This window comes from Companilactobacillus heilongjiangensis (assembly GCF_000831645.3).
Lineage (GTDB): Bacteria > Bacillota > Bacilli > Lactobacillales > Lactobacillaceae > Companilactobacillus > Companilactobacillus heilongjiangensis.
Window position 1 is genome coordinate 2,679,454 of record NZ_CP012559.1, and the last position, 22,671, is coordinate 2,702,124.

Annotated in this window: 19 protein-coding genes; 5 read left to right on the forward strand and 14 right to left on the reverse strand. The window is 37.8% G+C overall.

All coding sequences use genetic code 11. From position 1 onward, the window contains the following. Positions 1-34: 34 nt before the first annotated feature. From JP39_RS11925 to JP39_RS11950, 6 genes are all read right to left on the reverse strand, one after another. A complete protein-coding gene (locus JP39_RS11925; RefSeq protein WP_041498968.1) occupies positions 35-832 on the reverse strand; it encodes a DUF1003 domain-containing protein in 798 nt (265 codons plus the stop codon). 99 nt (positions 833-931) lie between these two features. After that, the gene (locus tag JP39_RS11930; RefSeq protein ID WP_041498970.1) at positions 932-2,119 is read right to left on the reverse strand and encodes an NAD(P)/FAD-dependent oxidoreductase; all 1,188 of its coding nucleotides are present in this window, start codon (positions 2,117-2,119) and stop codon (positions 932-934) included. Between the two features lie 81 nt (positions 2,120-2,200). Continuing rightward, positions 2,201-3,349 (reverse strand): cation:proton antiporter, encoded by a 1,149-nt coding sequence (locus tag JP39_RS11935; RefSeq protein WP_041498971.1) that lies wholly within the window; start codon positions 3,347-3,349, stop codon positions 2,201-2,203. A gap of 9 nt (positions 3,350-3,358) precedes the next feature. Further along, positions 3,359-3,946, reverse strand: a complete 588-nt coding sequence (locus JP39_RS11940; RefSeq protein WP_041498972.1) for a TetR/AcrR family transcriptional regulator — start codon at positions 3,944-3,946, stop codon at positions 3,359-3,361. A gap of 742 nt (positions 3,947-4,688) precedes the next feature. Beyond that, a complete protein-coding gene (locus JP39_RS11945) occupies positions 4,689-5,627 on the reverse strand; it encodes a glycosyltransferase family 2 protein (protein ID WP_041498973.1) in 939 nt (312 codons plus the stop codon). A 57-nt stretch (positions 5,628-5,684) separates the two neighbouring features. Continuing rightward, a complete protein-coding gene (locus tag JP39_RS11950) occupies positions 5,685-7,601 on the reverse strand; it encodes a hypothetical protein (protein ID WP_041498975.1) in 1,917 nt (638 codons plus the stop codon). Between the two features lie 125 nt (positions 7,602-7,726). On the opposite strand from JP39_RS11950, the gene JP39_RS11955 reads away from it, so the two are divergent. Further along, positions 7,727-8,932, forward strand: a complete 1,206-nt coding sequence (locus tag JP39_RS11955) for an acetate/propionate family kinase (RefSeq protein ID WP_041498977.1) — start codon at positions 7,727-7,729, stop codon at positions 8,930-8,932. Between the two features lie 56 nt (positions 8,933-8,988). Here JP39_RS11955 and JP39_RS11960 read toward each other — a convergent pair whose 3' ends face one another. Beyond that, positions 8,989-9,903 (reverse strand): 1,4-dihydroxy-2-naphthoate polyprenyltransferase, encoded by a 915-nt coding sequence (locus JP39_RS11960; protein ID WP_137619734.1) that lies wholly within the window; start codon positions 9,901-9,903, stop codon positions 8,989-8,991. 85 nt (positions 9,904-9,988) lie between these two features. On the opposite strand from JP39_RS11960, the gene JP39_RS11965 reads away from it, so the two are divergent. Continuing rightward, positions 9,989-10,960, forward strand: coding sequence for a polyprenyl synthetase family protein (locus JP39_RS11965; RefSeq protein ID WP_041498980.1), 972 nt, complete (start codon positions 9,989-9,991; stop codon positions 10,958-10,960). Between the two features lie 96 nt (positions 10,961-11,056). After that, the gene (locus tag JP39_RS11970; RefSeq protein ID WP_048699259.1) at positions 11,057-11,389 is read left to right on the forward strand and encodes a bacteriocin immunity family protein; all 333 of its coding nucleotides are present in this window, start codon (positions 11,057-11,059) and stop codon (positions 11,387-11,389) included. Between the two features lie 103 nt (positions 11,390-11,492). Here the strand turns inward: JP39_RS11970 and cydC are convergent, their stop codons facing one another. The 6 genes from cydC to thiD form a co-directional block, all read right to left on the reverse strand. After that, complete coding sequence (gene cydC, locus JP39_RS11975; RefSeq protein ID WP_041498981.1) at positions 11,493-13,232, reverse strand: thiol reductant ABC exporter subunit CydC; 1,740 nt, start codon at positions 13,230-13,232, stop codon at positions 11,493-11,495. Beyond that, positions 13,229-14,962: a thiol reductant ABC exporter subunit CydD gene (gene cydD, locus JP39_RS11980; protein WP_041498983.1), complete on the reverse strand. Its 1,734-nt coding sequence runs from the start codon at positions 14,960-14,962 to the stop codon at positions 13,229-13,231. The genes cydC and cydD overlap by 4 nt, the downstream gene beginning before the upstream one ends. Further along, positions 14,962-15,975, reverse strand: a complete 1,014-nt coding sequence (gene cydB, locus JP39_RS11985; protein WP_041498984.1) for a cytochrome d ubiquinol oxidase subunit II — start codon at positions 15,973-15,975, stop codon at positions 14,962-14,964. The genes cydD and cydB overlap by 1 nt, the downstream gene beginning before the upstream one ends. After that, on the reverse strand, positions 15,972-17,414 hold the full coding sequence (locus tag JP39_RS11990; protein ID WP_041498985.1) for a cytochrome ubiquinol oxidase subunit I: 1,443 nt from the start codon (positions 17,412-17,414) through the stop codon (positions 15,972-15,974). The genes cydB and JP39_RS11990 overlap by 4 nt, the downstream gene beginning before the upstream one ends. Positions 17,415-18,128: 714 nt before the next feature. Next, positions 18,129-19,208: a hypothetical protein gene (locus JP39_RS11995; RefSeq protein ID WP_041498987.1), complete on the reverse strand. Its 1,080-nt coding sequence runs from the start codon at positions 19,206-19,208 to the stop codon at positions 18,129-18,131. A 30-nt stretch (positions 19,209-19,238) separates the two neighbouring features. Continuing rightward, positions 19,239-20,051 carry a bifunctional hydroxymethylpyrimidine kinase/phosphomethylpyrimidine kinase gene (thiD, locus tag JP39_RS12000; protein WP_041499159.1) on the reverse strand — a complete coding sequence of 271 codons (813 nt, stop codon included), beginning with the start codon at positions 20,049-20,051 and terminating at the stop codon, positions 19,239-19,241. A 131-nt stretch (positions 20,052-20,182) separates the two neighbouring features. Between thiD and JP39_RS12005 the strand changes: the two genes are divergently transcribed. Together JP39_RS12005 and JP39_RS12010 are read left to right on the forward strand one after the other, a co-directional pair. Further along, positions 20,183-20,941 carry a MerR family transcriptional regulator gene (locus JP39_RS12005; protein WP_041498988.1) on the forward strand — a complete coding sequence of 253 codons (759 nt, stop codon included), beginning with the start codon at positions 20,183-20,185 and terminating at the stop codon, positions 20,939-20,941. 17 nt (positions 20,942-20,958) lie between these two features. Next, entirely contained in the window at positions 20,959-21,486 is a 528-nt protein-coding gene (locus tag JP39_RS12010; protein WP_041498989.1) for a GNAT family N-acetyltransferase, read from the forward strand. Between the two features lie 450 nt (positions 21,487-21,936). Here JP39_RS12010 and JP39_RS12015 read toward each other — a convergent pair whose 3' ends face one another. After that, a complete protein-coding gene (locus JP39_RS12015) occupies positions 21,937-22,644 on the reverse strand; it encodes a DUF975 family protein (RefSeq protein WP_041498991.1) in 708 nt (235 codons plus the stop codon). Positions 22,645-22,671 lie beyond the last annotated feature (27 nt).

Consider the following 22,671-nt stretch of genomic DNA (forward strand, 5'->3'; position numbering starts at 1 on the left):
GCAATCCAAAATCGGATTGCTAGTCTTTTTTGACTTAGTGTTCGAAAGCTGACTTGTCATACTCTCGTTTTTTTTCGCGACTGGGATGTCTAGTATTTCGTTCCTTAGGTTTTTCATTGCTGGCCTGCAACGACTGAATTTCATTTTCAATTTCACTGAGAACTTCAATCTGCATCTTTTGGATATCCAAAATGTGAGGCCATTTAACTTCATTCAATTGATCAAGTTTTTCATGAAGCAAGCGAATTTCCATTTCTGATTTCATATTTGTTTTGTAATCATTCTCGGAATCGAATCTGTCACGTTCAGCTTGACGGTTCTGACTCATCATGATGATAGGAGCTTGTATGGCGGCCACACAGCTCAAAAATAGGTTAAGCAGTATGAATGGATACGGATCAAAGTTAACGCCAAACAGGTGCACAATATTGATTGTCATCCATGCTACTAAAATAATCATGAACGTGATAATAAAGCCCCAACTACCACCAAATTTTGCCACAGCATCCGCCAGCTTTTGACCAGTTGTTCGTTTGCCATAAATAGTGTCGTTGATATTGGTAATTACGTAAGTATCCTTAGACATTTCTTTTTTTAGTTTGTCACTCATATCGTGATCAATTTTGAGATCTTGGTCGATAACTGTCTGCATTCGTTCGATGCGGATTTTTTGTAAATCCTTGAGACAAATAAATGAGGAATCCTTCGCGTAACTATTGGTTTTGAGGACTTGTCCTTTAAGGAGGTCGCTTAAATCTCTGATGAAAAGGCCCTCCATAATTGTGAATCGGTTGCCACAGATTATACAAATTTGATTCTTCTTGATTGCCATAGTCAACACCACCTTGAGTTATACAGGTTCAGTATAAATTGGGATAAAATTTAAAGCAAAATAAAAACTCCCTGTCGGGAGTTTTTTGAAAAACATATATTAGATGGTACCTTTTCTAATGGCTGTCTTAATACCAGCAATTTCCATAATTCCACGGTCGGCTGAAAGATGTTTTAGAAGTGAGGCGATAGGACCTTTGAACTTGAGGTTCTTGTCTGTGATTTCAGCGATACCATGATTTTGACCAAGTGAAGCAACAGTTCCCATTGAGTGGTAAACGAATGGTTTCAAATCTTTACCGTTCAATGCGGCTGCGATATTGAATGCTGCACCAGCACCTTCAGCAGTTGCCAATTGACCTGTTGTTGGGTATGGACGTTCAGCACCATTAGGAATAACTGCGGAGTCATCACCAATGAAGTATGCTTCAGGGTTAGCTTCGAGGTTGAGGAATTCAGTTGTCATAACACGATTTCTTCTAGCTTCGATACCTGATTCTTTGATGACGTCAGAACCACTAACACCAACGGTCCAAAGGATTGTACTACCGGCAACACTCTTTTCAGTATCGCCATCCATGTAGACAACAGACTTTGGCTCAATCTTCTTGATCTTAGCACCAGTTAGCAACTTGATACCGTTCTTATCTAGGTAATCAACAGCGTAACTAGCTAAGTTTTCATCGAACATTGGCAAAATTCTTGTGGCCATTTCGAGACATGTTACTTTGATTTCTGGAACTTCATATTTAGCTTTTAAAATTTTAACTGTATCAACTAATTCACCTAGAATTTCAACACCAGTGAATCCGGCACCACAAACGATGATGGAAAGGTCAGCTGGGTCTTGTGACTCTTTGTAGTTAGCGATATTTTCGTTTAATGTCTTGTAAATATTTTGGGCAGATTGGAGATCTTGAAGAATCAACGCATTTTCACTGGCGCCTTCAAGTCCAAAGTCCTCTGAACGGAAGCCTAAAGCAACAACGATATAGTCATATGTGATGTCTTCGTGGTCAGAAAACTCAACTGTTTTGTTATCCAAATCTAGTTTTGAAACAGTTGCTTTGATGAAGTTCACATTTGATGGTAGAACTGAACGAACGTCGAAACTTACTGCATCGGCTCGGTTAGTTCCTGCTGCAATAGTATGTAAAGCTGTTTTTTCAACGTGTTTTTCATGTTGATCAATTAAATCAATTTGTGTTCCTGCTGGGGTTTCCTTGGCTAAATCACGAGCAGCTCTCAAGCCACCGTAGCCAGCGCCTAGTACTAAAATGTGTGCCATATTAACTTCTCCTTCTATTCCGAAATAAAGATGTTTACGGTATCATTATATATCCTTCAAGCAGTTTCTAAAAACCATATGCTACAAAGGATTTTTACTAATTGAGTGTTTCAGGAAGAATGGAGCTATGATAGTGATCAAAATAACACTAATAATAACAGTTGAATAATATTCCTCAGACAATAATTTCACGCCATAACCGACTTGTGCCACGATTAAAGCCATTTCACCACGAGAAATCATTCCCGATCCAATGACATAGGAATCTTTCATATTGAAGCCGGATATTCGAGCTCCAAAACCGGCACCAAATAGTTTTCCAATAATTCCAGTTAATGTAAACAAGACAATTAGCCAGAAGTCGCGTAGAAAGTTATCGAATTCAAGATTGAGACCAATGCTAATAAAGAAAATAGGAATAAAGACAGAATAACCAATTAATTCGATATTGCGACTGACTTGTTCGTCATAATCGGAAGCATTTGAAACGGCAATTCCGGCAACGAATGCACCTAAAACGGAGTCTAACTGAACTTTATCGGCAACGAATGCCATGATAAAACAGATTACTAAGGCAAAGATGGTTTTGGCATGGGTCGCTTCAACGTAATCTGACAATTTCATCAAATCAGGGATGACCCACTTGTGCAAGACGACGACTAAAACGCCGAAGAAAATCCACATAGCTAGTAATAATAGGATTTTTTTGAGTGAAAAGTCCCCAGTTAATGTTCCGGACATAACGCTCAAAATGGAAATTGCTAAGATATCATCGGCAACAGCGGCACCGAGAATAACGGTTCCGGAAGTACTTGATAGGTAATTCAAACTTTTCAAAACTTCAACTGAGATTGAAACGGATGTAGCGGCGAAAACGACGGACATGAAAATACTTTCTTTGACATTAATGCCAAAAATCAAAGCCGTTCCCAAGGTTAATGCGACCGGTAAAATAACTCCAGAGATGGCCACATTGATACTGGGTATCAGGTGCTTGCGTAATAGTTTCAGATCACTTTCCAAACCAGCAATAAACATCAGCAGTATAACGCCGATATCCGCAAATAATTCGACCTCATGTGTTGGTTTAACAATATTCAGAACACCTTTACCGAGAATAACCCCTAGAATCAACTGACCTACAACAGCAGGTAAGTTCAAACGGTTGAAAACGTGACTGACGATTAAAGTTAAAAAGAGCATTAGTGCTAAAAGGGTTATAAATTCCATGGCAAACTCCTATTCTTTCTTAATGCCATTGATGAAAATATTGATAACCGTTTTTAGATTAGCAATATTACGCTTCCTTTTGGCATCGTTATATTCAATGTAAGGGAGTAACATTGTCAAAAAAGTTCCGACTTGAACAGGAATTGCTAAATCAGAACGGAGTTCACTTTTGTGCGATTGGAAAACGTTGAAGAGGACTTTATAATAACCGCCATCCCAGTTCTTGCTGAGATCTCGACGTTCCTCATCAGTAAAGAAATTTTCGATATCGTTACGCATAACGAAGTAATTAATTCGAAAGTTTCCAATCATATATTGGGACATATAGAGTAATAATTCTTCGAAAGGCAAATCCTTGTGACTCTTATATTCAGCCAGCAAATTTTCACTGAAACCACTGACAGCGTATTCGATGGCTTTCACATACAGAACCTTTTTATTTTTGTAGTAGTGATACATATTAGGTTGAGTAATGTTGAGTTCTTGAGCAATTTTACGTGTTGATGTAGCTTGATATCCCTGTGATAAAAACATTTCAGCAGCGACTTTTAAAATTGCATTCTTAGTATTTTCGGCTTGTTTATCACGTACGTTCATTTTTAATCCATCCCTTGGTCTATTCGTATACCATTATATATTAATGTAAATCGTTTATCATGCGATAATGTCAAATGAATCTGACTAAAAGTTGAAAGTTTATTGAAGTATGCTGTTTCCAGAGCTGAGAGTATTCATTCTGCTGCGCGGTACGGTACGAGCCACGGTGCGGTCTCGAACCTCGGTTGAAGCCTTTCCAAAAACCGGAAAGTCTCCAGCTCGCCCGGTGGTGTAATGGCTAAAGCCATAACGCCACTTTCGCGGCAGATGAATACTCTCAGCTCTTCCAACTAGTTTATTTTTAGTGTTTGAAATCTAGTTAGATACTCTGGAAACTTCCAACTAACGTATCAGCGTTGATAATTTTTAACGCGAATAAATATATGGAGCTTTAAAACTAATTATACCAATTCTGAATCTGTAGTTTATTAAAAATGAATATCATTAAATTAATGAAATGGTATTAATAAAGGAATCAAATACTGTTATGTCATTAAAGAATACACTAGCCGAAGGTTGTCAGTAATATAGTCCAGCAGTGGAGGTGGCGTTATGGCTTCAGCCATTACACCACGGGACGATCTTGGAGACTTGCTGGTTTTGCAAGGCTTCAAGTCGAGGTGCGAGACCGTACTCTGGCTCGTACCGGTCCCCACAGCGGACTATATTACTGACAACCTCCGGCGGCATATGTATAAAAAAAGTTGATCCACCGAAAATCACCGGCAAATCAACTCTGCAGTTATTTTTTATCTTTAACGATATAAATTGGACGCTTCTTAACTTCCAAGAAAATCTTTCCGATATATTCTCCCAAAATACCAATACTGAGCAATTGAATTCCACCAATTAACAGAACGATTGAGACAAGTGAGGCCCAGCCATTGACGCTGCTGAGGGGATTGACGAACTTTCTGATAATGATAGCGATAATTGCAACGATTGATGTAATGGAGAAAATTGTTCCCATCCATGTGGCAAACATTAGTGGACCTTCGGAAAAATCAACAATACCGGTAATAGCGTATTTGAAAAGTTTCCAGAAGTTCCATGAAGTAGTTCCGGCTGAACGTTCGCGGTTCTTGTAAGGTAGATACTTAGTTTTAAAACCGACCCAACTAAAAATACCCTTTGAAAAACGATTGTACTCAGTCATTGATTTGATGGCTTCGACCATTTGTCTTGTCATAAGACGATAATCTCTAGCACCAGGAATAATTTTTGTTTGTGACATCTTATTGATTACTTTGTAGAAGCCTTCTGAGAAGAAAGAGATAATCTTATTTTCGCCTTCACGGTCCATACGGGCTGTTCCGACACAATCATATTCACTATCTTCAGCTTCAAGCATATCGAACATTTCGGGCAACATTTCAGGAGGATCTTGAAGGTCGACATCCATAACGGCAGTATACTCACCAGTTACTTCATTCAAACCTGCATATAAAGCAGCTTCTTTACCAAAATTACGTGAGAAGGAAATGAAATGAACCTCGTCACTGTGGTTTTTTTGTAAATCTTTGAGAATTGAATAAGTGCGATCTTTTGATCCATCATCGATAAACCAATATTCAAGTTTAAACTTGTTAGTTTCTTCCTTGAGTTTAGTCATAGCGTCATAGTAAATGTTAATCGTTTCTTCTTCATTAAAACACGGAACGATAAGAGATATAGTTTTCATAGATTCTTTCACTTTCACATTAATTATAAAAAAACACTCACGAATGAGCGTTTTTAATTAAATTTTTAACGATTCTGGAAGAGATAACATACCATTACTTGATGTGTTAATAACACTAACACTAATATCGCGGTTTGTCTTATTCTCAATTTCGTGAAGATCGTCATCTGTTTGAACGAAAATGTCCTTGATATCGCTGTTCTTATCGAGTAAATCAATTACTGCATCAATGTTCTTAACAACATCTTGTAATAGACGAATTGTATCGTCGCTAGAAATGCTGTTAACGCTCATAATGAGTTGATATAGCAAGTCGGAATTGTTGCCAACGAAGACTGCATTTTCAGTATTTGGAGAGATACTCTTCAACCACCATGTGATAAGCTCTGATTTTTCGTTGAAGTCGTGTTCTAGAAGACCATTCTTGTCGAATAGTTGGTAACTGACAGGATTGTTCTTTTCAAAGATTACAGTTAGAACGATTGAACCATCAGTTCTGTAGAAGTTTTGTTCAGATAATTCTTTGTTCTTGTTAAAGTTTTGAGTTGATGACAATTGGCCGTCACCGTTATAGATGTTAGTTTTAACGATTTGATCGTTCTTGTAATAGTTGATACGGTCGATTTGTTTGCCAAAGTATTCAACAGTCATTAACAAAGTTTGTTTTTGATCGTAGATGAAAGTATCTTGTGATTCAACGTCAGTTCTAGTAACCCAACTTTCGTTTGCTGGAATGGCAACCTTCTTATCGGTAGGGTTAGGACTTGTTTGTAGTTGATCGAAGAGATTGACAACGTTTGGAATTGGTAGATGTTCAGCTTTAGCCTTGGCATCGATAACTTCGTGAATGTGGTTATTGTAGAAAGTTGAAACTACGGTAACTGGTTTTTGAAGTTTTGTTTCCAAATAGCTGATCATTCCGAAGAGGTCGTTTTGAGCGGCATCAGAATCGAAATTATCGGCAGCAACATAAAATTCTTTGTCTTTGTCGAGATAAACGTCACGAACTAGGTAAGCTGAGTGAAAAACATCTTTGATATACTTGCTGATGTAAGCAATGTTGTCATTGAGTTCTTTCAATTCGCCATCAATCTTCGAGTGTTCTTCGCCAAGACTTTGAATGTGACGTTCCAATCCGGCAATTGTTTCGATACGGAAATTGTGGTCACTCTTCATCTTGTCTTCAATTTCGTTAGCTTCTTGTTTGAAGTTATTGATTTGTGAGTTAACTTCACTGATGTTGCTGTTTAAATCATCAGCGTCGCCGTTTAGTTTAGTGATATTTTCTTGGGCATCATTGATTTGACCCTTGAGAGTTTTTCTTTCGTCATAAAGCGTGTTGATAGAATTCTTTTGGTCTTCCATCAAAGCAAGCATTTTTTGTAAGTCTTTTTCTTCTTTGATTGAAGTAGACATGTCAGTTTCAGATTTTTCGTTTTGAGCAAGTTCATTTTGGAGTGATTCTAATTTAGCAGTCTTAGTATTAATTTCGGAATTTAATTCGTTTAGTTCAGATTGTAATTTAGCAAGATTTTCTTCTTGTTCCTTACGATCGGCATTTACACTAGCGAGGTGCTCTTTAGCAGCATCATCGTTTTGGGCTTTTGTATCGGCAAGCTTATCGTTAGACTCTTTTTCGTCACGCTTAAGAGTTCTAAGATATTTATCAAGTGTAGCTTTCTTAGCTTCAAAATCATCCTTTTCAGTGAAAAGGTTCGTTTTAAGATCATTGCGTAGTTGTGCATATTGATGAGAAAGTCCGTTCATTTGCTCTTCAATATTGATACGCTTATCATGAACAGTCACAGGTAATTTCTCCTCTTTCTTTTCAGCAGGAGTGGAATCTGGCTGATTAGCGGTCGATTTCGTAGCGTTCTGCTCAGAAGTTTCGGCCTTTTTAGGAGAGTCAGGAGCAGGCGTTGCGGATTGCTCTGGTTTCTCATCAATTTTGCGTAACATGTCTAAAAATTTCACGAATGAATTCCCCCATAAAAAGACTTATAATAGTTACTAAAGAGTAGCATTTTTTCATATCAGTGTAAAGTCTGGTACAAAGCTATTTGAAGAGAATACCTAGACCAAAAAAGGAGAGTTTTTGTATGAAGATTATGGCTATAAACGCAGGTAGTTCAACCTTGAAGTGGAAACTTTTTGAAATGCCTGAAAAAACAACAATCGCTTCCGGTATGATCGATCGCTTGGGTAGTCCTAAGGCTGTGTTCAAACTGAAGTATAACGGTAAAAAAATTGAGCATGAAGAAGCTATCAAATCTAATGATATTGCCGTTTTGTCAATTCTGGATGCGCTCAAGGATATGAATATCATCGATCGGTTCGAAGATATTGTCGCTTTTGGTCATCGTGTCGTTGCCGGTGGTGAAGAGTTTAAAAAGTCGGAAATCGTTACAGAAGAAAACTTACAAAAAATCGAAGATTTAGCCGAATATGCACCGTTACACAACAAAGTTGAAGCATATTACATCAATGTCTTTAAAAAGTTGGTTCCTAAGGCTATTCAGGTCGCTGTCTTTGATACATCCTTCTTCGTCGATATTCCTGAAGAAAATTACATGTATAGTATCGATATGGATGATTACAAAAAATATCACGCACGCCGTTATGGTGCTCATGGAACAAGTCACCGTTATATCGCGCAACGCCTTGATAAAATTGTCGATGGTGGGATTCAAGACAAGAACGTTATCGTTTTACATTTGGGTAGCGGCGCTTCAATTAGTGCAATTAAGAATGGTAAAGCTTACGATATTTCGATGGGATTCACACCACTTGCAGGTATCATGATGAGTTCCAGAAGTGGTGATATTGACTTTTCAATCTTGCCATATTTGATGAGAAAGCTCGGTTTGACTGATATTAATGACATGATCGATATCTTGAATAAGAAGTCTGGTTTGTTAGGTATTTCTGGCGTTTCACCAGATATGCGTGATATCGAAGCAGCCGAAGATACCAACCAAAGAGCTAAGTTAGCTTTGGAAATGTATCGTAATCGGATTATCAAATTCATGGGTTCATATATCGCCGAAATGGGTGGTCTTGATGTGATTGCCTTCACTGCTGGTGTTGGTGAAAACTCAGCTGAAGTACGTGAAGACATCCTAAGTGGTTTTGAATTCATGGGCTTGAAGATTGATCCAGAGAACAATCAAGTTCGTGGTAAGGAAATCAAGATAACAACAGACGATTCCAAGATTGCTGCCTATACGATTCCAACCAACGAAGAGTTGATGATTGCTCAAGATACTTATGGTTTTGCCAAACTATTAGACGGATATAGAAATTAAAATAAAAACTAAAAAAATCCTCAAGTAAGTCGATGGCTTACTTGAGGATTTTAAATTTAAAAATTGAATATAACGCCTAAAATAAAGGCCACTGTCTCTGTCAAAGTTATCAGCAGGAGATTCTTAATAATCAAAGGGAATGTTTTCTTTTTGATTGGATTCTTGCTGAAAGCTTTGGCATTTTTGTACACTATAGGTGTAATTAAGAATGTCAGTAACATCATTTTTGGCAGGATACCTAGAATGACTGAACAAACTAGGGCTAAATAACCTAGGACGTATAATGATTTTAGAATGAAAATAGCGTTGGCTTTACCCAGGTAATAAACCAATGTTTTACGTCCCAAATTGATGTCCTCTTTTTGGTCAGCTATGTTGTTGGCTAATAGTAAATTGGAAATTGAAAAGACTGTTAGAAGCGATGAAAGCAAGGCATCACCGTAAAACTTGGCATCTAAAATTACGATTGGATTATTGACAACGTTGATATAAATAGCAATCAAGTAAATTACGTAACCCATGGTAAAACCGGAGAAGAGTTCGCCTAATGGTCCACGATTGATTGGCCAAGGCCCACCAGCATAGAAGAAACCAACGGCAAATGAGAATAATCCCAAGAATAACAATGGCCAGCCGGTTCTAGAAACGATGAATAAACCGATGATGGCAGCAATGGCTGTAAATGAAAAGTCGATCCAACCGATTAAGTGAATATTCAAATGATTTACACCAATAACGTTGGTATCACGGCGGAAACTTTCAACACCAGTCGCATTTTTGTAATCCCAATAGTTGTCGTTGATATCAACGGCCATATTGAACAGAAACATCGCGATGAAAAATAGAATCAAATCAAGAGCGTTAATAGAGTGCCAGTGATAATATGAATACAAAGTTCCCATGATAAATGGGAAGATGCTGGCAGTTTTAGCTTTAATTTCAACAAGTTCAAAAAATACTGATGGTTTCAAGAAAATCATTCCTTTAGATTTGATAAATCCTATTATAGAATTATTTTAGAATACAACAAAGTAATACAGGGGTAGAAGAGAGTTTATGGCGAACAAAATATGGAAAAGTTATCCTCAACTCGGGGAAAAGTTGGATTTAACGACTGACTACATTCACCAAGCAGTGAAAATAAATAATCTCGACATAAGTTCCATGATCATAGATTTAACTTCTGGTGGCAAGATGTTACGTCCAGCCTTCTTCTTGCTGTTCAGTGATTTTGGTGAAAACAAAAAGACCACAGCCGAATTGATTCCTTTGGCAGCGTCGTTAGAAATATTACATGTTGCGACACTGATTCACGATGATGTAATCGACGATTCACCGTTACGCCGTTCGCAACCAACTATTCATACAAAATATGGTCGCCGTAACGCTATCTATGCTGGAGATTACTTATTTACGTTATACTTTGAGCTTATTTCACGGAATTTGGCAGATAATAACGACATTCTTCGTAACGCTCTAAGTATGAAAAAAATCCTAATCGGTGAGCTGGACCAAATGTTGATCAACTTCAATGTTAAAGCGACAACCGATATGTACTTAACTGAGATTTCAGGAAAAACAGCTGAACTTTTCAGCCTCAGTGCGACTATGGGTGCCATCGTTAGTGGTGGTAATCAGGAGTTGACTGAGCGTTGTAAAGGTATTGGCCATGATATTGGTATGGCTTTTCAAATTATCGACGATATTTTGGATTTCAGTAATTCTGTGCAAACGGGTAAACCGGTACATGAAGATTTGAAAAATGGCGTTTATTCGCTCCCTTACATTTTAGGATTGGAAGCGGGAAATAAGCAACTGATAGAAGTCTTATCGAAAGATAAATTGTCAGCTGATGATGATTTAAAGGCCACCAATATTGTTGTTGACGAAGGGTATCTCAATCAAGCAAAAGATATTGCCCAAGGCTACACCAAACGTGCTTTGACAGAGATTGACAAATTGCCAAAGAATACTAGTCAAAGGGTACTCAAGGCAGTGGTTAAGAAGCTGATCAACCGAATTAAATAGTATGGCTCTGGTAATGATTAGTTTTAGTAGTATTATGTGTTTCATAAATATTTCTAAAATCTAGTTAGTTAACTTTTAGGTGATTTAGGTGAACAAATGAGTAATGAAAAGAAAATGGCTGAATTAGCCAAGATAAATGAGCTTTTAGAAAAGTTGAACAAGTCTGTTTCCAAGGATGATATGTCTGTAAAAAGTGCAATTCAAGCAACTTATAATCAGATAAATAAACCTGAAAAGGATACTCAAAAGTATAAGCAGGTTCCTGAAGCGGTTCAGGATTTGAATCGCAAACTGCAAAATATGGCAGTAGCCAAGAAGTACCATTTCAGTGAGGAACAGAATAAGGTTCTGAATCAACTTCAATCATCATCGCGAGGATCATTATTGGGTGGTTCTATCGGTATTATCAATGGTGCAGTTTTTCATTAATAGCTGAATAAAGACACGTTGGACAAGACTCCTTCGTGTATTTTTTTTGTAAAAAAATAAGCCTGACATTTTCTGAGTCAGACTTATTGTAACGTTATAACGGTTAATATCCTTGATCCATTTGATAGAGTTCTTTGAAATGTTTATTAGTTTGATAAAGCTCCTCAGGAGCACCTTCCATTTCAATGGCATCGTTATTCATGAAGACCACGTGGTCAACGTGAGTAATACCTTGCAAATGGTGAGTGACCCAGATAATAGTTTTATCTTTTAGAACATCGAAGAATGTTTCTAGTAAATCATTTTCTGTGATTGGATCGAGTCCAACAGTAGGTTCATCCAATAGGACGATTGGTGCATCTTGCAATAAGATTCTCGCTAACGCAATCCGTTCTTGTTCACCACCAGAAAAACGTGATCCATTTTCGCCGACAATTGTATTGTATTTGTCAGGTAAGGATTCAACTAATGGCTTTAAACCAACACGCTCGATAGCTTTTTTAACTTCGGCATCAGACTTGTGTTCGTTACCTAAACGGACATTATTCAGCAATGTCGTATTGAATAAGAATGGTTTTTGATTCAAGACTGAGAAGATACTTTCGCGCTTCTCTTGGATTTGTGAAATATCCAAGTCATTGATTCTAATTTGGCCTTGTTGTGGTGAGAGGTCCCCTAGAATCAACTGTAGAATAGTAGTTTTACCAATACCGCTGGGACCAAGTAAGGCTAATTTTTCACCTTTTTTAATTGTTTGTGAGAAATTCTTGATTAAAATTGGTGAGTTTGAATCGTATTCAAAAGTAATATTATCAACTGAAATTGATTCGAAATCTTTTGGATTCAAAGTAACTTGCTTGGGCAAATTATTGGGAATTGGTTTGATAGTATTTAAACGCTCGATAGAGTCTCTATATTGAGGCCACTCCTCGAATCCCTGACTGACAGGAATGATTGTATCGGACAGTGGGAAAATGGCTAAGACGACCGCTGAGACGAAATTAGCCTGCTCTTGTCCATTGGTCATCGTTAGATTGGTAAAGATTAGGAAACAGATGACAAGCACCGCAAAAATCAATTGTAAACCGAAGTCACGGTTTCGACGAAAAGATTTTGATTTATTCTTGGATTTATCTAGATTGGCAATATTTTGTGAAGTTAAATTTTTAAAGTCAGCTTTACGACCAGAAATCACCCAATCGTCGACACCCATGATGTTATCGGTCAATTGAATATACAGGTCACTTTTGACTGATTTTTGATAAGAACGGCGGGCACTCTCAATGGAGACTGAGAATAATGGAACAAGAAATACTTCAATAAATAGCAGTAGGAAAACAAAGAATCCAAAGGATGGATTGAAGATTCCTAAGGCGATTGAAGCAATGATTGTTAAAAGATATGAGATAACAGTTGGAAAAATAGTTCTTAAATATAAATTTTGTAGGTGACTGATATCTTCAGAAAGCAGTCCCATGATGTCACCAGTTTTATGATGTTCAGAGAAAAATGAGGCGTCACTTTCCAAAGTTTTGTATAGTCGCGTTCTCAAATCTGATGTAACACGTAAAACCCAGTTGTGACTCTTAAGTCGTTCGAGATATTTGAAAACTGGACGACCAATACCAAAGGCACGTGTCAGTAAGATGGGAATGTAGATTAACAAGATATTGATTGGATGTGTGGCAGCTTTGTCAATTGTGTAGCCAGAAGTAAACATTAATGCGGCTGCACAGAATGACGTCAACAGTCCCAATAATAGGGCAGTGATCAACAATCCCTTGTATTGCTTGATATAGGGTTTAACCCAAGTGTCATGTTTGAATGTCTTGAAGAAATTCATAGTTGATCACCTCGCATATTGTTGATTAGTTGTGAAAAGGCACCGTTATGGTCACGAAGCTTGTCAGGTGTACCTTGTTCAGCAATTTGACTATTATCCATAACGATAACGTAATCCATTTCGTTGATCCAGTGAAGTCGGTGTGTGGCGAAGATAACCAAGTGATCTTGGAATAATTTCTCCATTGGTTTCTTCAAGGCATACTCTGTTTCAATATCCAAATGGGCAGTTGGTTCGTCAAAAATTAAGACATGGCGATCATCTGCTAGAAAGGCACGAGCCAACATGATTCTTTGTTGCTGACCACCAGAAATACCACGTCCACCTTCACCAATTTTGGTGTCATAACCTTCAGGTAAGACCTTGAGAAAATCGTCTAAACCGGCCGCATGTGCGGCTTTTTTGATGTCATCCAATGAAGCTTTAGGACGATAGAAGGCAATATTTTCAGCAATTGAGCCAGCAAATAGATATGGAGATTGTGGTAAGAATGTCAGCTTATTTTGCCAATTTTGTTGTTTGAAGTTAGGAACTGATTGTTGGTTGATTTTGATGTCAGCACTATCAGGAACTAAGAAGCCACCAATCGCCCGAATCAAGGTTGTTTTACCAGAACCAGATTTTCCTATAACGCCGATACGGTGATAGCCAGATAACTTGAGCTGGTCAATATCGAGACTGACTTCTTTTTCACCGACACCTTTGTAAGTGAATTGAAGGTTGTTTAGTTCAACTTGAGAATCTTTATCCCAAGTGAAGTCTTTTAGTGTGTCATTTTTAGCGGCACTAGGACAATCTAATATTTCAAAAATAGAATTCAAGGCATTTTTACCATTCAAAGTAGCGTGATAATCGTTTGAAAAATCGCGTAATGGCAAAAAGTATTCTGGTGCCAAAATCAAGGTAACTAAGGCAGGGAAGAGGGGGAAACTGTTATTAATTAGTCCCAAGCCTAGAAAGACAGCCAAGACGGCGATTCCTAAAGTTGTCAACCAATCTAAGGCAAAAGTCGAAAGAATCGCAATCCGCAAAGTATTCATTGTCCGACGACGATATTCGTCACTGACTGTGTAAATATTTTTAGCATAGCGCTTACTTAGTCCCAACATCTTTAACGTTGGTAAGCCTCTAAGAGCGTCTAAGAAGTGATTTGAAAGAATTGTGTACTGTTTATACTGAGCATCAGCTTTTGACTGTGCAGCGAGTCCTAGGATGATCATAAAGAGGATTACTAATGGCACGATAATCGTCAAAGTGATTCCTGAGGCAATATTTTGAGTGTAAATGTAAATCAGCAGGACTGGGGGAATAATTGACATGTTCATCAACTTGGTAAAAATCAATTTGAAGTAATTTTCGACAAGGTCGATACCGTCCAGTGAGGAAGTTACCAAATTACCAGTACCTTCTTCAGAAATCATTTCTGGACCGGCGTTATAGACCTTCTCCAATAGTTGTGAACGAATATTTTCTGAAGTTTTGCCCGCATAGTTTTCAACTATTTTAGTATTGATCAAATTAAAGAGGTGTCGCAGGATAAAAGCTATCGCAAAAAGAACCATTGGATAGATGATTGTTTGCAATGACTTTTGTTCCCATGAATTAACTAATGCTTCTGCTAAATACTTACCTTGGAATAAAACAACAAATGCTTGCAAGAGAGTTAATCCTGCAAGCACTAGAAGTAGTTTTTTTGTTCCAGGTAAGCGAAATAATCGCTTATCTATCATTAATATTTCACCGTATTCTCTCTTGGATTTATTCTCTTTGTAAATAGAGAGTATGACCAAATGAAGTAGATAGCCACAATTGGTACCAAGATACATGCCACAATTGTCATAATCGTTAACGTGTATTGTGAGTTAGCAGCGTTTTTGATCAAAATACTGTGTGCGGGGTTAGTAGCAATCATTACACGAGGGAATAGTCCGTTGAACAATAGAACAATGACCATACTTAGTGATAATCCACTACCAGCAAAGCTCCAGCCTTCTCTATTCTTTAGGACTCCATAGTAGCCTAATAGTGAGAATAAAACAATTAGGGCTGTGATGATGAGTGATGAGGCAAATCTCTTAGTAAAGAAGTCTGTTTGGAAGAAAACAAGTACCGCAAAGACTACTTCGCCAAGGAAGAGAATTGGGTAAAGAATTTTATTTAAATTGCGAGCCCGATCACGCAATGGGCCAGCAAGTCTTAATCTGATGAAGTTTAAACCGTGAACTAATGAAAGCAAGACGCCAGCAACACCTCCGACAACAGATAACAAGTTAACTACGTCGAAGAATTTTGGAAAGGCGTCGCCATTAGCGTTCATTGGAATACCTTGAACCATACTCAAAAGAATCATACATAGGAAGAATGGTGGCAAGATACTACCAATGAAAAATGACCACATCCAAAGGTTTTTACCGGTGCTTGTTTCAGCGTGCTTGTGGAATTCAAAGGAAACTCCACGTAAAATCAAACCGACCAAAACAAGTAAGAATAAGATGTAATAACCTGAGAATAGTGAAGCGTACCACATTGGCAATGAAGCAAACATGGCACCACCAGCTGTAACTAACCATGTTTCATTACCGTCCCAGTGGGGTCCGATTGATGACATGATAGCAGCCCTTTCAGAGTCGTCTCTAGCTAGAAATCTAGTTGACATGCCGACACCGAAATCAAATCCTTCCAAGAATAGAAAGATGGAAAATAGAAGTCCGATTACGATAAACCATAATGTGCTGAGTGTCATTTTCCAAACGCCTCCTTTGCAAATGGATCGACGTTTTGCTTGGAGTCAGCTTCTTCATAATATGGTCCGTGGTGAAGAGTCTGTCTTGAATAAGCAATCATAACGCCACCCAAAAGTGTGAAGAGCAAGAAGTAAATGATATTACTGAATAGCAATGTAGCAACAGTTGAAGTTGGAGAAACAGCTTGAGCAATTGTGAATAGTCCGTAAACAATCCATGGGTAACGACCAAATTCAGTAATGAACCAACCGGCTGAATTACCGATAAATGGAACCCAAATGCAGAGTCCTAAGACTACAAGCATCCACTTGTGACTTTCAATTGTATCTTTCTTCTTGCGTGAGAAAATCAAACCGACAAATGCGACTAACATGATCAAAGCATCGATACCTGTCATAACTCTGAAACTCCAGAATAGAGTCTTAGGTGGGACATAGTAGTCCATGTTCTTACCAAATTGTTTGTCATATTTAGCATGCATTTCTTTGTTGATGGTGTTCATACCTTTAACAGAACCACTGAGTTTGTGATATGCCAAGATACTTAAGACGCCAGGAACTTCGATTTGACCGCTTGCCTTGTGGTCCTTGGCATTGATCAATTCAACAACTGTCCAAGGAGCTGGGTCTTTGGTGTCTTCGTAAACACCTTCAGTAGCAGCAAATTTCATTGGTTGATCTTTGATGATTTGTTGAGTCTGAAGATCTCCGGCACCAGCGGATAAAATAGCGAAAATTAAACTTGCCCAAAGACCAAAGCGTAGGGATGTTTTGAAGAAATGATTTTCAGCTTTCTTCTTGCGCAATAGTCCATAAGCACTCATACCTGTGATAACAACAGCCGCAGTCATAAAGGCAGCGATGATAACGTGTGGGAAGACTCTCCAAAGTTGTGGATTGGAAATCACAGCACCGAAGTCTGTCAATTGCACACGACCAGTTACGTTATTAATCTTGAAACCTGTGGGATGTTGCATGAAACTGTTAGCAGCCAAAATCCAAATAGCTGACAACATTGTACCAATTGAAGTCATCCAAATCATAAAGGCATGAACCCCTGGTTTGAAACGATCCCAAGTAAACATCCAAATACCGATGAAGACAGATTCAATGAAGAATGCCAACAATGCTTCAATAGCTAGTGGAGCACCGAAAACATCACCCATGAAACGTGAGTATTCGGACCAATTCATACCGAATTGGAATTCTTGAATGATACCAGTAACAATACCAACAGCAAAACTCAGAAGAAAAATCTTTCCCCAGAACTTTGCCATATCTAAGTAAACTTTATCTTTTTTGACAGCGTAAATAGTTTCCATGATGGCAACTAGAAAGCCCATTCCGATTGAAAATGGAACAAAGAAGAAATGGAAGACAGTCGTCATAGCAAATTGAAAACGTGCCAAAGAGACAATGCTTAAACCAACACTGAGCATGGTAATGACCTCCTTAAAACATATTAATTAAAACCCTATTTATATACAGATTTATCATATGATTAATTAAAATATTTCGCAACAATTACACTTGTGAAAAAAAGGTTTCCAAAGCTCCCAAAAGTTAGTAATCACGGCGATTAGGAGTTGTTCTAGAATGTAACTTGTCTAAAAATAGCGATAATTCTATATATTGATCTTACATATAGAATATAACCGTTTTAAAGTTTTTTTCGCACCATTATTCATAAAGATATTTTACGAAAATGAAAAGGTTGCCAATTTAGAAAAATAGTTATAAATTATAGCGGATTTTTTATTGAAATATGCCGCCTCCGAATGGGAGTGATTTTTCGCCTGCTATGAGGACCGGTCCGAGCCTGAGGTGCGGTCTCGAGCCTCGCTTTTGAGCCGAAGCCCGCGTCTCAAAATTCGCCCGGTGGAGTAAGGGTTAAAGCCCTAATTCCACATCCATAGTTGGTGAAAATCACTCCCAACAGGAGGCTAGTTTATTGGCTTTTATTTTAGTTGTTAATGAGTCAGTTTGGTTAGATTATAGATTGGATTTTATATACAAAAGGTATATAAAAAATTCGTTTTAGTTATTTCAAAATAAGAATGAAAATTCGGACATTTTAGATATAGAACTTTTTATAAAGCAAAGGAATACAAAAAAAGCCGTCCTCTAATTGAGGGCGACTTTTTTTGCCATCTTTAGTGATGACTACGACTTCTTGAACGGTTCATATTGGGATTCTGTGCATTAGGATTTTGTTGTGGGGCGCCTAATTGCATCTGGTTTCCTTGACCAAACTGTTGATTGCCTTGATTAGGATTGTTGAATCCTCTAGGTTGTTGGTCTTGTTGCTGATTGAATCCTTGATTGTTTTGAGTGTAGTTTTGATTTTGTTGATTGAATTGACCTTGACCATTGTTGTATTGGTTAGGGTTATTAAATTGATTGTTTGCTTGAGGTTGTTGGAAATTGCCTCGTCTTTGGTTCATTGGTTGTTGCTGATTCATAGGCTGTTGACCCATTGGTTGATTTGGAAATTGGCCTTGATTATTATAGCCATTATTCATGCGATTATTGTTAGGTTGTTGTTGATTAAAGTTACCGTTATTGAAATTGCCATTTTGATTCATAGGCTGTTGATTCATAGGTTGACGATTACTTTGTGGTTGTTGGTTAAATTGATTTTGTTGCGGATTAAATTGGTTCGGTTGATTGAACTGATTATTTGGTTGACCTTGGTTTGGATTGAAACCTTGGTTGCTATTTTGATAAGGATTGTAGCCATAATTTGGTTGTTGATTGAATTGATTTTGTTGGTCGAACTGTGGTTGATTAAACTGATTATTCTGCTGATTAGCAAATTGATTATTATTGTCGAACTGTTCTGGTTCTTCCGGCTCTTCGTCAGAAACTGGATTCATAATCATATCGACAATAACAATGATCAAGTCGATTGCACCAATGATGATGCCGACCCAAGCCCAAATTTTTAAGAATCCCGCTCCGGGCATACTGGCGTTGAATAATCCCATCAAACCACCGAGGATAAGGATGACAAATCCCACGATGTCGGGCACGATGCTGTATGTTCGGTTGGTTAAAATATAAATAGCGGCAGCAATAATATAGGTAATAGCCATTAGAATTCCTGCTGCTCCACCAATAGCACCAGTTCCCACTAGCGCCGCGATGAATCCTTCAAAACCTGCTTTGATCATTAACACAATTGATAGTATAAGTAATAAAATTCCGGCAGAAATTTTCGTTATTCTTACCATAGATAAACCTCCAAATTTTACTAACAAATACTATTGTATATCATCCTTTATAAAATGGTTAATAGGACCATATTTATGGCCTACTGCGATTTCATGTCTAATAGCATTGTAAGTAAATGTTTTTGCAATCTTAATGGCATCTTCCATGCTCTTGCCTTTAGCAACTTCAGCAACGATACATGATGACAAAGTATCACCAGTACCATTGATGTGATCAGTTTTGACATAAGGTTCAGAGATCCAGAATGATTGACCATCTTCTAGTAGAACGTAGTCTTCAACTTCGGAAATTGAGTCGTCGCTATGTTCACCCTTTATCATAATATTTTTTGGTCCCAATTTGCGTAATTTATGTGCAGCCTTAATAATTTCTTCTCTATTTTCTAATTCTAGTCCAGAAAGTTTCTTGGCTTCGTAAAAATTAGGAGTAATTAAATCAGCAAGAGGGAATAATTCATCGATTAGAGTTTGATAAGCTTCAGCTTCAAGCAACATTGCCCCATGCTTAGTGATGATAACAGGGTCAAGTACGAATGTACCGAAAGGCTTGTCTTTAATAGCGTCAGCTACGGTGTGAATAATTTCTGAATCAGATAACATACCAGTTTTAAAAGCAGAAACTTTGAAGTCATCTTTGATATCTTTGATTTGACTTTGGATAAAACTAACTGGCATATTTACGCTATCGTGAATGCCGTATGAGTTACCAGCAACAGCAGCAGTAAGAACGGACATTCCATAAGTACCACAGGCCATAAATGTTTTTAAGTCAGCTTGTGCTCCGGCACTTCCGTCAGAGTCGGAACCAGCGATAGTTAAAACTTGAGTAAATTCATTCAATATAGTCACCCACCTAATAATTGTTAATCCCTATATTAACAGGAATCCTGAAAAAAGGTGGCAATTTCTACTAGTTTTACTTGACCTTGACGCTACGTAAACCTTTAAAATGCATTTTGTTAGGAGAAATATTTATGAAATATACAATAAAAAAATTAGCAGAATTAGCCGGTATCAGTACGCGTACCTTGAGATATTACGATCAAATAAGTTTGTTAAAGCCGAATGAGGTTAATGAAAATAATTACCGAATTTATGATGAAAAAAATGTAAATAAATTACAGCAAATTATGTTTTACCGTTCGCTGGACTTTCCATTAAGTAAGATAAAGCAACTTTTGGACGATCCAGATTTTTCGAGGATACAGGCATTAATTGAGCAGCAACAACTGTTGCAAGCTAAGCAAAAAGAAATCAATACGCTCCTAACAAGCATTGAAAAAACAATAAAGGATTATCGAGGGGAAATAAAAATGACAGATACAGAAAAATTTCAAGCATTTAAGCAAAAGCAACTTTCAGAAAATGAGACTAAATTTGGACAAGAGATTCGTGAGCAATACGGCGAAGAGACAGTCAAAAAGTCCAATCAAAAATATGCGAACTTGAGTGAAAGTGACTTTGAAAAGATGAAAGAACTTGAAAAGCAATTGATTACGAATTTGGTTGAGTTAAAACAGCACCCAGATTTGGATTCTGAATTAGCTGCCCAGATTTATCAAGAGCATAAACAGTGGTTAGAATTCACTTGGTCAAAGTATAATTCCAAAGCTCACCGAGGATTGGTCGATATGTATTTAGCAGATGATAGATTTGCCAAATACTATAACGATAAAGCCCAAGTTCCAGTTGTACAGTTATTGCATGATGTGGTATACCGTTATACAAAATAAGTAATGGCGGTGATGTTATGGATGAATGGTCAGTTCGGGAAAATGTTAAATTGCGTTTAGTTGATCCAGCTGATGCAGAAAGTCTCTATGAGCAGATTGAGAAGACACGTCCACAGTTGGCTAAGTTTATGCCTTGGGGCGATGCAACGAGATCAGTTGAAGATGAGCGCAAATTTTTAACCTATTGCCAGGAGAGAATGGAAGACCAAAAGCTTTGGAATGCCAGTATTATCATTGATGGCAAAGCAGTAGGGATGATTGACCTTCATAATATTGACCGAGCTAACCAACACGCTGAGGTCGGCTATTGGCTTGGTGGCGAGTATCAGGGTAACGGCGTTATGACGGACTGTTTGGAAAAATTATTGTCAATTGGATTTGATGAATTGGGATTACATAAGATTAAATTGCTGGCTGAACGCGTCAATGTGGCCAGTAATGCAGTGGCTAAAAAAGTTGGCTTTGTTTTAGAGGGCCAATTAAAAGACGAGATTTACTCTGACGGAAAATTTCATAACGCCGATTTGTACGCAATTGTGGAATAAGGTGCCGTCTCCAGAGCTGGGAAATATTCTCAAGCTGTGTGGAACGGTCCGAGCCAAAATACGGTCTCGAACCACGGCATCCAAATATTTCCCAGCTCTTACGACTAATTAATCCGTAGTAATTGAGTGTAATTGATATAAAAATCTCGCATACTTAATTAGCAATGCTCGTTAGTATGGACTAAAAAGTGCCAAGCAATCCAAAATGGAATTGCTTGGCACTTTTATTTAGAACTTTAATTTAAAATTCAAAGTAAAAATAATTTAGTCGGAGGTTGTCAGATATTCACCAGCAGTGAAGGTTGTATAAGGACGATAGGCCTTATACAACAGGGCGACTTTGGAGACTTGCGGTACTTTGCAAGGCTTCAAAGCGAGGCACGAGACCGCATTTTGGCTCATGCCGGTCCTCACAGCAGGCGAAATATCTGACAACCGGAGACGGCAACCTTAAAGATAGTCAGCGTTTTTTTCAACTAAATCACGATAAAAGTTCACCATAGTCAGCTTATAGTATGGAAAAATCCAGATAAATCCGATTCCTAAAGTGATGAATCCGAGAATCCACCAACCGATGAAACTCAATTGTAATATGAAATAGCGCCATTTATTGCCCATCATCAATTGCTGACTTTTTGTAATATAAGTCGTCAATGAAAATCCATCGGTCAAACCACGGTCGTTGAGATCTTTGTAAATCAGGTAAGTCTGTGAATAGCCGATAGCCTTGACGATTCCAGGGATAATTAACAACAGTGACCAAAGTAAGGTGAAGAGACTAGTAATGACATAAATGAAAATCAATTGCCACCAGTCAGGACTTCTAAAGTAAGTGAAATTGCTTTTAATTGGGTCGAACTCAAGCGATTTGTCGTCCATCCAGTCTAAAGCTCTAAAATTAGCTGATTGATTAATTAGTAAGAAAACCAAACTAATGAGAAAACTGATGATTCCAAATGAAGAACTAAATCTCGCAAAAGATGCAAAACTGTTAATGTCGTATTGAGCGCTGACATGCATTCGCCCGTCGTTATACGCAGCAGTTGTAGCAAAGATAATTAAGGGAATCAGATAAAGCAAAATTGCCTTTTTCCAATTACTCCGAAGTAAATTTTTAACCTCGGTTTTAAGTTGAGCTCTCGTACGGTGTGCAATCATAATATTCTCCCCCTCTAAATTTGAAAT

Bases quoted from the DNA above. Each gene is read 5' to 3' on its own strand.
- JP39_RS11925 (WP_041498968.1), bottom strand. From the start codon at position 832: ATGGCAATCAAGAAGAATCAAATTTGTATAATCTGTGGCAACCGATTC.
- JP39_RS11930 (WP_041498970.1), bottom strand. From the start codon at position 2,119: ATGGCACACATTTTAGTACTAGGCGCTGGCTACGGTGGCTTGAGAGCT.
- JP39_RS11935 (WP_041498971.1), bottom strand. From the start codon at position 3,349: ATGGAATTTATAACCCTTTTAGCACTAATGCTCTTTTTAACTTTAATC.
- JP39_RS11940 (WP_041498972.1), bottom strand. From the start codon at position 3,946: ATGAACGTACGTGATAAACAAGCCGAAAATACTAAGAATGCAATTTTA.
- JP39_RS11945 (WP_041498973.1), bottom strand. From the start codon at position 5,627: ATGAAAACTATATCTCTTATCGTTCCGTGTTTTAATGAAGAAGAAACG.
- JP39_RS11955 (WP_041498977.1), top strand. From the start codon at position 7,727: ATGAAGATTATGGCTATAAACGCAGGTAGTTCAACCTTGAAGTGGAAA.
- JP39_RS11965 (WP_041498980.1), top strand. From the start codon at position 9,989: ATGGCGAACAAAATATGGAAAAGTTATCCTCAACTCGGGGAAAAGTTG.
- JP39_RS11970 (WP_048699259.1), top strand. From the start codon at position 11,057: ATGAGTAATGAAAAGAAAATGGCTGAATTAGCCAAGATAAATGAGCTT.
- cydC (WP_041498981.1), bottom strand. From the start codon at position 13,232: ATGAATTTCTTCAAGACATTCAAACATGACACTTGGGTTAAACCCTAT.
- cydD (WP_041498983.1), bottom strand. From the start codon at position 14,962: ATGATAGATAAGCGATTATTTCGCTTACCTGGAACAAAAAAACTACTT.
- cydB (WP_041498984.1), bottom strand. From the start codon at position 15,975: ATGACACTCAGCACATTATGGTTTATCGTAATCGGACTTCTATTTTCC.
- JP39_RS11990 (WP_041498985.1), bottom strand. From the start codon at position 17,414: ATGCTCAGTGTTGGTTTAAGCATTGTCTCTTTGGCACGTTTTCAATTT.
- JP39_RS11995 (WP_041498987.1), bottom strand. From the start codon at position 19,208: ATGGTAAGAATAACGAAAATTTCTGCCGGAATTTTATTACTTATACTA.
- JP39_RS12005 (WP_041498988.1), top strand. From the start codon at position 20,183: ATGAAATATACAATAAAAAAATTAGCAGAATTAGCCGGTATCAGTACG.
- JP39_RS12010 (WP_041498989.1), top strand. From the start codon at position 20,959: ATGGATGAATGGTCAGTTCGGGAAAATGTTAAATTGCGTTTAGTTGAT.
- JP39_RS12015 (WP_041498991.1), bottom strand. From the start codon at position 22,644: ATGATTGCACACCGTACGAGAGCTCAACTTAAAACCGAGGTTAAAAAT.